At 45.5% G+C, this 13,892-nt stretch carries 11 protein-coding genes; 2 read left to right on the top strand and 9 right to left on the bottom strand.

Features of this window, described 5'->3' with window-relative positions; all coding sequences use genetic code 11:
* Positions 1-104: 104 nt before the first annotated feature.
* From choV to A3712_RS21120, 9 genes are all read right to left on the bottom strand, one after another.
* Positions 105-1,319 carry a choline ABC transporter ATP-binding protein gene (choV, locus tag A3712_RS21160; protein WP_063524950.1) on the bottom strand — a complete coding sequence of 405 codons (1,215 nt, stop codon included), beginning with the start codon at positions 1,317-1,319 and terminating at the stop codon, positions 105-107.
* Between the two features lie 2 nt (positions 1,320-1,321).
* On the bottom strand, positions 1,322-2,164 hold the full coding sequence (gene choW, locus A3712_RS21155) for a choline ABC transporter permease subunit (RefSeq protein ID WP_063524984.1): 843 nt from the start codon (positions 2,162-2,164) through the stop codon (positions 1,322-1,324).
* Positions 2,165-2,244: 80 nt separating this feature from the next.
* Complete coding sequence (locus A3712_RS21150) at positions 2,245-3,216, bottom strand: choline ABC transporter substrate-binding protein (RefSeq protein WP_063524949.1); 972 nt, start codon at positions 3,214-3,216, stop codon at positions 2,245-2,247.
* A gap of 122 nt (positions 3,217-3,338) precedes the next feature.
* The gene (gene betA / locus A3712_RS21145; protein WP_063524948.1) at positions 3,339-5,042 is read right to left on the bottom strand and encodes a choline dehydrogenase; all 1,704 of its coding nucleotides are present in this window, start codon (positions 5,040-5,042) and stop codon (positions 3,339-3,341) included.
* 70 nt (positions 5,043-5,112) lie between these two features.
* Positions 5,113-6,573, bottom strand: coding sequence for a betaine-aldehyde dehydrogenase (betB, locus tag A3712_RS21140; protein WP_063524947.1), 1,461 nt, complete (start codon positions 6,571-6,573; stop codon positions 5,113-5,115).
* A gap of 91 nt (positions 6,574-6,664) precedes the next feature.
* On the bottom strand, positions 6,665-7,267 hold the full coding sequence (gene betI, locus A3712_RS21135; protein WP_063524946.1) for a transcriptional regulator BetI: 603 nt from the start codon (positions 7,265-7,267) through the stop codon (positions 6,665-6,667).
* A gap of 409 nt (positions 7,268-7,676) precedes the next feature.
* A complete protein-coding gene (locus A3712_RS21130) occupies positions 7,677-8,177 on the bottom strand; it encodes a hypothetical protein (RefSeq protein WP_063524945.1) in 501 nt (166 codons plus the stop codon).
* Between the two features lie 9 nt (positions 8,178-8,186).
* Positions 8,187-9,869 carry an LruC domain-containing protein gene (locus A3712_RS21125; RefSeq protein WP_063524944.1) on the bottom strand — a complete coding sequence of 561 codons (1,683 nt, stop codon included), beginning with the start codon at positions 9,867-9,869 and terminating at the stop codon, positions 8,187-8,189.
* 227 nt (positions 9,870-10,096) lie between these two features.
* Entirely contained in the window at positions 10,097-11,188 is a 1,092-nt protein-coding gene (locus A3712_RS21120; protein WP_063524943.1) for a hypothetical protein, read from the bottom strand.
* A 456-nt stretch (positions 11,189-11,644) separates the two neighbouring features.
* Between A3712_RS21120 and A3712_RS21115 the strand changes: the two genes are divergently transcribed.
* Complete coding sequence (locus A3712_RS21115; RefSeq protein WP_063524942.1) at positions 11,645-12,349, top strand: response regulator; 705 nt, start codon at positions 11,645-11,647, stop codon at positions 12,347-12,349.
* A 36-nt stretch (positions 12,350-12,385) separates the two neighbouring features.
* On the top strand, positions 12,386-13,705 hold the full coding sequence (locus tag A3712_RS21110) for an ATP-binding protein (RefSeq protein WP_063524941.1): 1,320 nt from the start codon (positions 12,386-12,388) through the stop codon (positions 13,703-13,705).
* Positions 13,706-13,892 lie beyond the last annotated feature (187 nt).

Below are 13,892 nucleotides of genomic sequence, written 5' to 3'. Positions count from 1 at the left end.
AGTCGCGAACAAGAGAAAAAAATAAAAAGAGAGTAGAGTCAGATAGGTAGCGAGGTTTCACTACCTATTTATCGTTAAAAAGCGAGTGTTCCCAACTCCAGCGACTAAGCAGCATTATTGAGTTGGAAATTCCCCGTCAATGCGTTGTAGAACTCACTGTTATCCAAGATTCCGACCAATTGATTATCTTCAACCAGCAAGATCGGATGATTACTGATCTGCTTGAGCTGAATTGCATCACGCATGCCAATCTCTGGGCTTACCACAACAACACTCGTACTGCTTATCTCGGCTAAATCATCAGACTCATTCCACTCGACAAGTGCCACATCCGATTCACCTTTTACAGATAGCTCTCCTTCGCTCTGCTCAACCCATAGGTCTTTTGAATCACAGATCTGCCAGCTTTCATCTTCTTGTTTCAAAGAATCCAGAGGCTGCATCAATGAGCGACCTTTTAGTACATTCAATGGGTTAGTATGAGCAACGAAGTCCTTCACGTATTCCGTTTTAGGTGTGAGTACGATCTCTTCAGGTTTACCATGTTGAATCAGCTTGCCGGACTCCATGATCGCAATGTTGTTACCAATCTTCAGCGCTTCGTCTAAGTCGTGGCTTACGAACAGAATCGTTTTGTTGAGCTTGTTTTGCAGCGTGATCAACTCATCTTGAAGCTGAGCACGAATTAGTGGGTCAAGCGCCGAGAACGGTTCGTCCATCAATAGAATGTCAGTGTCCATGGCAAAAGCTCTAGCTAAACCAACACGTTGCTGCATACCGCCAGAAAGCTCATGAGGGAATTTGGTTTCCCATTCTGCGAGACCCACCATTTCAAGCTGCTCACGCGCCTTAGCTCGGCGAACATTCTTAGCAACGCCTTGCATTTCAAGGCCAAACGCCACGTTATCTAACACGGTTAACCAAGGCATCAAGGCGAACTTTTGGAACACCATAGAAACACGGTGAGTACGAAGGTGGCGCAGTGTCGCCTCATCGCACTGTTCCCCCAAATCAACCTGCTTATCGCCATCTTTGATTGCCAACGAGCCGCGGCTGATCTCATTCAAACCGTTTACCGCTCGAAGCAATGAAGATTTCCCTGACCCAGACAAGCCCATCAGCACGCAGATTTCACCTTCTTTAACCGTTAGCGACACATTATCTACGCCGACGACTTGGCCTGTCTCATCAATGATCTCCTGACGAGTTTTGCCTTGATCGAGTAACTCAAGCGCTTGCTTCGATTTATCACCAAAAACGACATCGAGGTTTTTAATCGTAATTGCGTCCACTGTCTTTTGTTGCTGAGGAATAGACATTATTAAGCCTCCTTCTGATTAGGCGTTTTGCACAAGCGATCAAGAATGATAGCGACAAGTACAATCGCCAGTCCCGCTTCAAAACCTTGTGAGATATTCACTGTATTCAAGGCACGAACCACTGGCTTACCAAGCCCGTCAGCACCAACAAGCGCCGCGATCACGACCATAGAAAGCGACAACATGATGCACTGAGTGATACCAGCCATAATGCTTGGCAATGCTGCCGGCAATTCCACTTTCACGAGCAATTTCATACGGCTAGCACCAAACGCTTTACCGGCTTCAATCAGCTCTTCTGGCACCTTAGTCACGCCCAAGTAGGTCAAACGTATAGGCGCTGCGATAGCAAAAATAATGGTTGAGATTAACCCCGGTACAATACCTAAGCCGAATAAAACCAAGGTTGGGATAAGGTAGACAAACGTTGGGACCGTCTGCATTAAGTCGAGAATGGGGCGCAGTAAGGTGTATAACCAAGGGCGGTGCGCCGCCATGATGCCAACCGGTACGCCAATTAATACGGAAATCGTTGTCGCCGCAAAGACGAGAACAAAAGTTTCCAGCATTTCTTGCCAATAGCCAAGGTTGAGAATGGTCAGAAGCGCCGCGACAACGAAGATCACCAACGACAATTTACGGTGTAAATACCAAGCGATCGCAGCAGTAATCACGATAGGGAGCGCAGGCGGCATCCATTTAAATACATCGACTAAAAACAGAATAACGGTTTCTAAAAAGATAGAAATAGCATCAAAAAAGCCCGCTGCGTTGATAGTTAACCAGTCGACACCAGCTTCCATCCACTGTCCGACAGGGATTTTGTTTTCCGTAATAAAATTCACAATATTGCCTTTCATTATTGGCGGGCCGAAGCCCACCTTTATGCTTTATATAGCTTTAGTAAATAGGTCGATAGGTAGAACTATGCTTTTACCTGCTTTAGGTATTCAATAACCGCTTGAGTTGCTGATTCACCTTTATGTGTCTTAACATTGTCTAACCAAGCTTCCACTTGTTGTGGATTGCTGTTCAACCATTGCTGAGCCGCTTTCTCAGGTTTCACGTTTTGGTTCAAAATCGCTTCCATCAATTGGTTTTCCATCTCTAGAGTGAACTCTAGGTTTTGCAAAAGCTGACCGACGTTTGAACACTCAGATAGGTAGTTTGAACGAACATTGGTGTAAACATTCGCGCCACCGTAATTAGGGCCAAAGAAGTCGTCACCGCCAGAAAGGTATTCCATCTCAACGTTACTGTTCATCGGGTGCGGTGCCCAACCAAGGTAAACGATCCATTGGCTGCGACGCGCTGAACGTGATACTTGCGAAACCATGCCCGCTTCGCTTGATTCAACTAGGCTGAAATCTTTTAAGCCAAAAGCGTCAGAATCGATCATCGATTGGATTAGGCGGTTACCATCGTTACCTGGCTCAATGCCGTAGATACGATCTTTGAATTTATCGGCGTGCTTAGCTAAATCTGCGAAGCTTTTAACCCCCGCGTCATACACGTATTTAGGTACCGCTAACGTGTATTTAGCACCTTCTAGATTGGCACGAACCGTTTCGACAGTGCCCGCTTCACGGTATTTAGCAATGTCGCCTTCCATAGTCGGCATCCAGTTCCCTAGGAACACATCGATGTCGCCGTTAGCCATTGAAGAATAAGTCACAGGTACTGAAAGCAGGTCGGTTTTAGTGGTGTAACCTAAGCCTTTTAAAAGCTCAGTGGTGACAGCGGTGGTAGCAGTAATGTCAGTCCAACCGACATCAGCAAAACGTACGTTTTCACATTGTTGTGGTTCAACGGAAGCGTTAGCTGTAAATGCACATGAGCTAATCGCGAATGTGGCTAACGTTTTTGTGGTCACGTTATGCATATTTAGAGTCGTCATAATGGTTCCTTTTAATCTTTCCTTTTTTCTGCCTCTTCTCAAACGGTAGAGGCAGTTTTGCTGACTTTTAACTAATTATTTTATTGCTAATTTCTTATGGTTTTTCACCCAGTCATTGCGCGTTACGCTTCCCTGACTGGTTTTTTGATTCTTTGTTTCTCTTGCCATTCAGGTGCAATCCAAACTGGCACGTTTTGTTCGTTGAGCATTGGTTTCCCCAGAATCAAATCAGATGCGCGTTCGGCGACCATGATGGTTGGCGCGTTCAAGTTTCCGTTTGGAATGGTTGGGAAAACAGACGAGTCAACGACACGCAGGCTGTCGATGCCACGAACACGACACTCTTCATCAAGCACTGCCATTGGGTCATCGTCAGCACCCATTTTGCAGCCACAAGATGGGTGATAAGCACTTTCAACATTCTGCTTAACCCATTCGTCAATCGCCTCATCAGAAGTCACATCCGATCCTGGCTGAATCTCTTCGCCACGGTAAAAATCCATTGCTGGTTGTGACAAAATTTCGCGCGTTAGACGAATACAATCACGCCAATCTTGGCGGTCTTGCTCGGTCGAAATGTAGTTGAATTGAATCTGAGGTTTGGCATGCGGATCTGCTGAAGTGATAGCAACCGTGCCGCGGCTTTCTGGTTTATTAGGACCAACGTGTACTTGGAAGCCATGACCATCAAAGGCGGCTTGGCCATCATAACGCATTGCTGCTGGTAGGAAGTGGTATTGGATATTTGGCCACTTCAATCCTTTGCGAGATCGAATGAAGGCGCACGATTCAAAGTGATTGGTCGCACCTAAGCCTTTGCGAGTGAGAATCCACTCAGCACCGATCATTCCTTTGCTCACTAAACCAAGCTTACTGTTGAGCGTGATAGGTTCGTTACAGTGATATTGAAAGTACACTTCTAGGTGGTCTTGAAGGTTTTCCCCCACACCATTCAACTCGTGTTTAACTTCCACGCCTGCCTTTTCAAGTACCGCTTTCGGGCCGATACCTGATAGTTGCAGTAGTTGAACAGAACCGATAGAGCCCGCAGAAGAGATCACTTCTTTGTTCGCCATGGCAGTTTGGATATTGCCTGACTTTTCAAATTCCACACCGACTGCTTTCTTGCTCTGGTTCGGTTGAACCTCGATCACAAACTTGCGTGCCACGATGCCTTTTTTCAACGTAAGGTTTGGGCGCTTCAATGCTCGACGCAGATAAGCATTAGAGGTTGAGGCTCTAACACCTTTATCTACCGTCATGTGCATAGTGCCGAAGCCTTCTTGCTGGTAGCCATTGTAGTCTTGAGTTTCTGGGTAACCGGCGTCTTTTCCTGCGTCGATGAAGGCTTGGTAAAGTGGGTTAAGCGCCATATCGTTGCCGTTACATGTACCGACCGGGCCATTGTCACCACGGTATTCGTCGCCGCCTTTATTCCACGATTCAGCACGGCGGAAATAAGGCAAACACGCTTGGTAATTCCAACCGGCAGCGCCCTCTTCTTCCCACTGATCGAAGTCACACGCGTGGCCACGCACGTAAACCATGCCATTGATTGATGAGCTACCACCTAACACCTTGCCACGTGGGCAGTGCAGTTCGCGACCATCAAGGCCCGGTTCCTGCTCAGTTTCAAATTGCCAAGCGTACTTTTCAGTATTCATTGGGTAAGAAAGCGCGGTTGGCATCTGGATAAAAATGCTCTTATCCGTGCCACCAGCTTCGAGTAATAAAACGCTATGTTCACCGCTTTCCGTTAGCCTATCCGCTAACACACAGCCGGCCGAACCCGCGCCGACGATAATATAATCGTAGCGTTGTTCCATGTTATCTATTCCCTGAGATAAGTCTGTTTGGCTAACTCTAACGCTAGCCCGTTAAATCGAGTGTTACGCGTTAGGCATAAGGGCTGGCGTAATCGCCAAGTTCGATAAGAATGCTCTTAGTCTGCGTATAGTGAAGTAGAGTCTCTGGTCCGTTTTCACGACCAATACCCGAAAGTTTGTAGCCACCAACCGGCATTTCTGCCGGTGAGTCGCCCCACGTGTTTACCCAACAAATACCCGCCTGCATTTGGTGGATCACGCGGTGAGCACGAGAAAGGCTCTGTGTGAATACACCTGCGGCCAGACCATATTTGGTGTCGTTAGCACGGCGAATCACATCGTCTTCGTCGGTAAACTTCATCACAGACATCACTGGGCCAAAGATTTCTTGCTGGACGTGTGGCATAGAGTCATCACAATCGACAAACACCGTTGGAATAACAAAATTGCCGTTTTCGAGGCCGTTGTCCGTTACTTGGTAGCCACCCGTCAACAAAGTTGCGCCAGACTGCTTCGCCAGCTCAATCGCACCAAGGACTTTCGAAAGATGCTCTTTAGAAATCAACGCACCTATCTGAGTTTCCATTTCCATTGGATTACCAATGATCAATTTCTCTGTGCGCGTTTTAAGTTGTTCGATGAATGCGTCATAAATATTTTCGTGTACATAGACACGAGTTCCATTGGTGCATACTTCGCCTTGTGTGTAGAAGTTAGCGACCATAGAAGCTGAAACCGCATCGTCCAATTTCGCATCATCAAATACGATCATTGGTGATTTTCCGCCAAGCTCCATCGTCACTGATTTAAGGGTTTTAGCGCTGTCAGCCATAACTGCTTTGCCGGTACCGGTTTCTCCCGTAAATGAGACTTTCACGATATCTGGATGAGCCGTAAGCATTTGGCCCACACGGTAATCACCTTGAACCACGTTGAACACGCCATCTGGAAGACCTGCTTCAGTAAAGATCTCGGCAAGCTTTAGAGCGGTTAACGGTGTTTCTTCTGAAGGTTTAAAAATCATCGCGTTGCCCGCAGCAAGCGCCGGAGCTGATTTCCACATCGCAATTTGGATTGGGTAGTTCCACGCGCCAATGCCCGCACAAATACCTAACGGTTCACGACGCGTGTAGAAAAACTGAGATTCGCTAAGCGGTTGTTGGTCGCCCTGCATCGTAGGCGCCAGGCCAGCAAAGTATTCAATAACATCAGCGCCAGAGGCTACGTCCACTTCAATCGCTTCTTGTAATGGCTTACCCGTATCAACAACCTCAAGTTTTGCAAGGTCATCATTTCGAGCTCTAAGTATTTCTACCGCCTTCAAAAGAATGCGGCTGCGCTCAACTGCTGTCATTGCTGACCACAGTGCGAAGCCACGTTTTGCTGATTCGATAGCGCTATCTACATCGGCCGCGGAGGCTTGGCCTAGCGTGGCAATAGGTTCGCCATTTGCAGGGTTGATGCTATCAAAGGTTTCACCAGACGTAGCTTTCACTGCTGCGCCGTCAATGTATAACGAGTTCATTTCCATTTGAGATTCTGACTTAATTGTTATTAGACTCTGCTGGTCTTGTTTGAATGTTAGTTGTAAGTATTGTGCTGTTCTATGACTAAGCTGCGGTCTACTTGATGTGACACGAGTAGAACGTCAGTTGTTTATCAAGGTAATCATTGATGATGGCTTTGGCTTTCTTAGCATCTATACCATAAGGGGTTAACGTTCCTCTCAGCCATAAACCATCAATCAGAGAAGCGATCCCGTGAGCAACGAGATCCGCTTGTTCATGATCCAAAATACCTTTTAATTCAAGCCGTAAATGCGAGAGCAAACGTCTTTCATTCACGCGCTGTAATCGTTTTAACTGTTCGTCATGCATGGAGTATGACCAGAAAGCCAACCACGCCTTCGCGACCTTATTCTCGGCTTGATAGCCTTCGAAGTTGCCATCGATGATCGCATTGATCCTCTGTTGGTGAGCATCAACAGGGAGGGCTTTTAATGAGGTAGTGATGGTATTGGAGAGTTGGCGAAGAATTTCGCGCATGGTTTCTTCAAGCAGGCCATGTTTGCCGCCAAAATAGTGATTGATAATACCAGTAGAGACTCCCGCTTCTTTGCTGATCAACGCAATACTCGCGGCATGTAAACCCACTCGATCGATCACAGCCATTGTAGCTTGAACAAGCTGCGGTTTACGTATATCAGGCATCCCAACCTTCGGCATTTCTCAGTCCTTTTATTTTTTATTGAACGTTCAGTTAAATATAAAATGACAGAAATTTAGTTAGGGTTCAAATTATTATTTACAACAAATTATTAACAAAACATCACCACCTCGGTGATAAGTAACATAAAAACAACCACTTAACATTCATTTAGAGTACTAACCAAACTCATCAAAAGTTTGAACTATGATTGTTATGGCTCAACAGACATTGATTAAACGCCTAATTTTTAAGCAGTAGAGGCGATGAGCTTACTAAATGAGAGAGCCCTCATTTCAGCGCTATTTTTCTTTGAAATAAAGGAAGGGAATGCAGGTAAAAAATAAAAGTACCCAAATATTTAGGTACTTTAAGTTTGAAATACTATCAATAATATCGCTCGATATTTTATCGAGAAGCGACACGTTACTAGAAAGCCAAATGGTAACTATTGCTCGACTGATCGAGTGTGACCACCCAGCTCTGTTCTTGCTCCTCACTGCTCATTGGCACCCAACGAGCATAGATCTGCTCCCAGTTGCCATTGACTTCTAACTCTACGACATCGGTGTGTGTTGGATAAACGGTTGTGATTCTAGAAGTAGGCTCCGCAACAACATCACCATTACTCATGACAAATGCTGACTCAGAGTACAAATGAAGAGCCCCTGCCGTCGTTCTCGTGTAATCCATCGACAAGCTGATCTTCTTCCCAATATCAAATGAGAAACCGACAGGTGCCACGATATCAGACGTACTGATCGCAGCAGGCTGGATTGTTGATGCAGGCAGTTGAGCGGGCGTTGGAGACGGTGTCGCTGCTGGAGTTTGCGCAGGTGATGCACTTGTGTTACCACCTCCTCCACCGCCGCAAGCACTAAGTATGAGTGAGAAGGATGTCATGGTGATTAATTTACTTATCTTATTCATGGAGCTCTCCTACTCATCCGTCGCTGATATAACTTTGTTGGTGGTCGATGCTTTGTACCATTCACCATCTGTCTCACCGCTGCTGCTTATCCATGTAGGGAATGATGTATACGCATCACTGATATCAACCAGTTCTACAGGGTGATCCCATTCGTCTCGAATATTAATAACCCATGGCATGTTATTGCTGGTTTTGAACGACTCTGAGCCTGAAGAGCTATCATCATGACTATTGAACAAGGTGTCATTCATATCACTAGTACCTGAAAACTCTTTTAAGTGAGTTTGCCACGTCATACCCGGTGGGGTCGCAACGAAGTCACCGTGATAAGTACCATCAGCTCCAAAGATAAACGAGTCATAAGGTGGGTAACCTATGTCATCACGTGATACTGGTGTAGTAAATTCCACGTACAGTTGGTAGTTAAGCACGTCAGCGTTTTGTACCCCAGAACACGTACTTTGGGTTCGGTAGAAAACACAGCTTTCTGTTAGTTCACCTAAGTTTTCCAGATCCTCTCTTAGATTTTCTGACACCATCAATATCGTCTCACTGTCTCCCGCTTGTAAAATCGTGTGACCAACGGCAACGCCATTGCGAGTGAGTGTGGTAGATGCTACGTTCGCAGGTAAAACATTCGGTAGTTTCACTGCATAGCCATTCGAGTAGCCTGCCCCCATCGCTTGAAGTGTGTAATCTACGGTCAAGTTGGTAAGTTCTCGTTGACCATTGAGCTGCTCCGTCACTTTGTAGCGCCAAACCACATCATTGAAGTCGTAGTCACCTTTTAGTGGCCAGTTATCCTCAAAGGCGATCGTTGCGTAGCTGTTCGAACTTGGATAGACGGTTGTCACTGTCACATCTTCATTGTTCTCTTGAACAAGTACCTCATACTTAGAGTCTGTTGTGCCGTCCTCGTTAACCCCATCAACAGCAATAAATGGCGTAACTTCAACGGTAAAGATCAAATCATTAAAATCGTTATCTCCAGTTGGACGGTAAATGTCCTCAAAACCAAGTACCAAAAACTCATTCTCTGTATCCAAGAAGGCAACATTATGTCTTCTATTTTCGGCTGTCGCCTCAGGGTTGAGCGCTGAATAACTGTAGAAAGGCGTGCCCCAGCCACCAAGCCACGGGATGTTGTTATAAGATCCTTCCCACCCCCAACCATTGGAAATGATGAAAAAGGCCAATGTTTGGCCTGCAGTAAGTTGGACGCTGAGATCAATAGAGTCCCCTTCTTGCATTTCCCCAACCTCAGCAACGGACGTATTAGGAAACACCACGATATGTGCGTTGATATCGTCTTTAGTTGCGGGGGGGTTATCAGTATCAAACACGAAGTAGCCAAGGGTGTTGCGGTAACCCGCTCCTTCGTTTAAGAAAGTGATTGTGGCAGTAGCGTACTCTGCACCGTCCAACTCATCATCAATGTCGATGCTCGAGTAGCGCTCAGGTGCAATAAAAGCGCTATTGACCGCACTACCTTCAGGCAACATCGAATAGACGTTGGTTAAGACGTCTTGAGGCAGTGACGCTGCAACCGAGTAAGTATTATTGGGTTTGCCTTTTACAGAATAGTTGGAAGCATCCGCTCCAGATTCAAAAGTCAGGTCTGCGGTTGTCAACGCCATCGCAACACATGGCACCAAGCAACTCGACAGTATGACTAAATTCCAATTTCTCATTCTGTTCCCTCTCTCACCAGCCTTAAACGTGTAAAGAGAAATGCAGCAAGTATAATGCCGATAAATAGAAGCTATACTTAACAATGATTTAGAGTACAACCTGTCGCTTTTCTCAATTTGAAAATGAAGTTGAAATGAAAAAAGCAAACACAAAAAAGGGTGATAATGCCAAAGCCACTATCAACCTTTGGCAATCGGTGAAGAACGCTCAGTTCTCGTCCCTAAACTTACTCAATACGGGTAATGAAACTGTATTTATCAGAGTCCGCTTTCGTCATCCAATGCTCACCAGACGCTGGGGCTGAATTTAGGGTAAACATATAAAAAGCGATCCCTTTGTCTCCCATCACCTTGTTAAAGTAAGTCGCTTGACTGCGATGGCTCTCATTAGTGTAAGGAAATTCTTTCGCGGTTTTATCTCCCTCAGCCCAACTATGTACACCAATCTGCTTATTCTGTTCGATAGCTTTACTGGTGTCTGCACGTTGCAAAATACGTGGGTAACCCGCTGCGAATAAGTCCGTACCACCCGAGAAAACCGAACCTCTTGGAGTCACGATGGTTGTCATCTTATTGCTATGGATCATGCGTCCGGTGTACATGTTGATTTCATCATCGGCACTCCCTCCAATATGATTATCGAACTTTAATGTCATTTCGCGATCTTGAGATAACTTCACAATGTCAAAAAGCTGAGAATAGGTTGATACGCCTAACGTGGAGTCAATGCGCTCACCCACAGCTGGCTTATTAAAGCGATCTCGGTAAAAGGCTTTAAAAGCGAACGAGGTAGTAATAGTGACTTTATTGTGTTGTAGAGAGCGGGTTAAAACCGTAGAGCCTAGCCTCGTCACGTATTCTAACGCTTCGGTATAGAACTCAAATTCAATTGGCCGTTTTCTATCAATGGTTGTCGTTTGGATTAACGTGGTTTCATTCGACACTGAGCGCTGTGCAGCATTGCAATCAAACTCATCATAGAAATCCCCTTCCTTGTAAATGCCACAGGTATCGACTCCAGCATCAGGGAAATAAATGTCAATGGTTTGACCTAGTCGGTCGACAAGCCTGATGACTTTTTTCTGCCCGCTAATATCCTCGGCAAACATCACTTTCTCGTACTGCACGCCATCGTAATTCAGTGTGAAGGCTTCTTGGATCTCTTCTCGGTCTTGATACAACTTTCCTAACTTGGCCAATGAGAACACGTAATCGGCTTTGGGTTGAGGTAATTGTTTCTTCATGGTGTTGGAGCCAGAGTGGCATCCAGCTAAAAAGATTAATGGTAATGCCAACAACGCGTTTCGATAGTACTTCATGCAATGATTCCCCAAACGTAAGATAGGAAAATTCTATTATTCCCCCCTTGAATTATCTGTCTTGAAAATGTAACGGGATGTACAGCGACTGATACTCGAAAAAACGCGGCTGCCTCTAGGCTGATTGAAAGTCACCGAGAGTGCCACATATCCCATTGGGTAGGCTTAGTCTACCTCAATCCTACCGCCTTACATCTAGCCGCTGGAAATAGAACCTCGCCATTAAGTCCATTCTAAAGTTGGGCTCAATGGCGGCCAGTCTTATATTTGAACAATGTTTTTTATTTTTGATATAAATGCAAATTCAGCATTGAACTAACTTATAAAGTGTTTAATCATTCGCATCAGGTATTTTTCGTGAAGCATTCGAATCGAATATGCAACTATGATTACCTAATAAGATAATTGCACTCACGGAATCTCATAAGTTAAACACACGATAAGGCTGATAATGGAATGACAAAACCTAGAATGATCATCGTGGAAGACGATTTAAAGCTTCAAAGAATGTTGCAAGACTACTTTATCGCGCAAGATTTTGACGTCTCGGTACTCGATGATGGCAGCAGCGCTGCACAGACTATCCTCGCTGAACAGCCAGACATTGTCTTACTGGATCTGATGCTTCCTGTAAGCGACGGACTTACAATCTGCCGACAGACGCGTACACATTACAAAGGTAAAATCCTGATGCTCACTGCTAGCGACGACGACTTTGATCATGTCGCAGGATTAGAGACAGGGGCTGATGACTATGTCACTAAGCCAATCAAACCAAGAGTTCTGCTTGCAAGAGTTCGTTCATTATTGCGCCGCCAAGACACTAACACCGCTTCAGCCGATGACTCGGACAGCCTACAGTTCGATCAACTGTTGTTGAAAAACACCTATAAGAAGTGCGAACTGGCGGGTGAGGTTTTGTCACTGACCGACAGTGAATTTGACCTACTTTGGCTATTAGCGAGTAACCCTGATACACCATTATCACGTGACTACTTGACACAAACCTTGCGTGGTATTGAATATGACGGCATTGATCGAACCATTGATAACAAGATCGTACGCCTGAGAAAAATACTGGGGGACGACCATGCGCCAGCAGAAAAGATTCAGACCATTCGCGGTAAAGGTTACTTATTTGTTTCCACCGCTTGGCATTAACCTCGCTCAGTACGAGCGTAAGGAAAGAGAACAATTATGCGACGTATCTATTTGGAGTCCCTAACAGGGCTGTTAGTTTGTTTTATGGCAGGTATTATCGCCTATGAAATCAGTGTCTATCAGCTCAATACTGACTACGAATTTATACTGCAAGATTATGAAGCGGCAGCCCACCAGCAACTCATAGAAAACATCGCTAAGAATCAAGGGCTTGAAGCTGCTCATCAAGCCATAAATCAGTTTGTCGAAACCACACGAAACAAGCTGGTGACCTTCAGCCCAGATGATGAAATACCAGGCCCCGTTTCAGAGTTCTTCACCGCCAACCCGAATACCTTTATCTTTCACGATGACGAACGTGACCTATGGTTTCGCTTAACAAACAGTAACAACACTTATCACTACCTCCCCAACAGTGAAGCATTAGTGAGGCAAAAGATAGAGTTAGAAGATGATCTCATTTGGTTGTTCTTTTTAGGAAGTTTTATCTTATATGGCTTATGCCACGTACTGATCATCTTTCGCCGAGTTAAGAAGCTTGAATCTGCCACTCTCAGCTTTGCAGAAGGCGACCTCTCTTCGCGCGCCGAAACCTCAAGCGGCATTGCAATTGGATCATTGAACAAGTCCTTCAACCTCATGGCCGACCGAATTCACCGTTTAGTTGAGAGCAATCGCTCGCTCACCAATGCGGTCGCTCATGAACTGCGCACACCAATATTTCGTATTCAGTGGCAAGCTGAAATGCTGAAGGACACGCCGTTAAACGAAAAACAAGAGAATACCATTGAGAGCATTATTGAAGACACGGAAGAGATGGAAAAGATGGTTGATGAGCTCTTGTATTATGCAAAGCTCGATAGCACTGATCTCGAAAGCCTACAGCAGCCATTAGAAATAAAAGACTTTCTCGAGCACGCGACGACGCGCTGGAGTAGAGAGACCGCGCTCAATATTCAGCTTTGCTTACCAGAACACGAGCAATCGATAGTGGCTGACGAAACCCTGCTCAATCGTGCTTTGGATAACCTCGTGCGTAACGCAATGAAATTTGCACGCACACAGATTTCAATTGAAGTAACCAGACACCAAGATCAGCTACAAATTGCGGTACATGACGATGGTGATGGCGTTGCAGAAGAACACCGAGCACACCTGTTCGATCCCTTTTATGTTGGCGACAAAGCACGTAACAAAGCTAAGAGTGGTCATGGCTTAGGATTATCTATCGTCCATAAAATCTGCGCCCAACACAGTGCAACCGTCCAAATCGCTCAAAGCCCAAGTTTGAAAGGTGCGGTCTTCACTATCACTTTCCCACTCTGTAACGAAGCAGCTGACAAAGCCATACAGTAACGACAAAACACCTCTGGAATAATGTTCACATCGGTTGGGAGACGTTGTCTCCCTATCCATTTATTCGCTCTAGATAACCTTGGCGCCACTATTAATGGCTTGTCACTTGAGTGCGGAGAAGAACCGCTCCGACGTGCTTCACGAGTCATGAGTACCAAAGGCTGCCCCTCTAGATTCCAATTCTTCT

Source organism: Vibrio sp. HI00D65, from assembly GCF_001635455.1.
Taxonomy (GTDB): Bacteria; Pseudomonadota; Gammaproteobacteria; order Enterobacterales; family Vibrionaceae; genus Vibrio.
This window is presented reverse-complemented; position numbering and strand designations above follow the sequence as displayed.

Excerpts from the sequence above, each read along its gene's own strand:
- A3712_RS21125 (WP_063524944.1), bottom strand. The coding sequence starts at position 9,869 with ATGAGAAATTGGAATTTAGTCATACTGTCGAGTTGCTTGGTGCCATGT.
- betA (WP_063524948.1), bottom strand. The coding sequence starts at position 5,042 with ATGGAACAACGCTACGATTATATTATCGTCGGCGCGGGTTCGGCCGGC.
- A3712_RS21130 (WP_063524945.1), bottom strand. The coding sequence starts at position 8,177 with ATGAATAAGATAAGTAAATTAATCACCATGACATCCTTCTCACTCATA.
- A3712_RS21120 (WP_063524943.1), bottom strand. The coding sequence starts at position 11,188 with ATGAAGTACTATCGAAACGCGTTGTTGGCATTACCATTAATCTTTTTA.
- betB (WP_063524947.1), bottom strand. The coding sequence starts at position 6,573 with ATGGAAATGAACTCGTTATACATTGACGGCGCAGCAGTGAAAGCTACG.
- A3712_RS21110 (WP_063524941.1), top strand. The coding sequence starts at position 12,386 with ATGCGACGTATCTATTTGGAGTCCCTAACAGGGCTGTTAGTTTGTTTT.
- A3712_RS21150 (WP_063524949.1), bottom strand. The coding sequence starts at position 3,216 with ATGACGACTCTAAATATGCATAACGTGACCACAAAAACGTTAGCCACA.
- A3712_RS21115 (WP_063524942.1), top strand. The coding sequence starts at position 11,645 with ATGACAAAACCTAGAATGATCATCGTGGAAGACGATTTAAAGCTTCAA.
- betI (WP_063524946.1), bottom strand. The coding sequence starts at position 7,267 with ATGCCGAAGGTTGGGATGCCTGATATACGTAAACCGCAGCTTGTTCAA.
- choV (WP_063524950.1), bottom strand. The coding sequence starts at position 1,319 with ATGTCTATTCCTCAGCAACAAAAGACAGTGGACGCAATTACGATTAAA.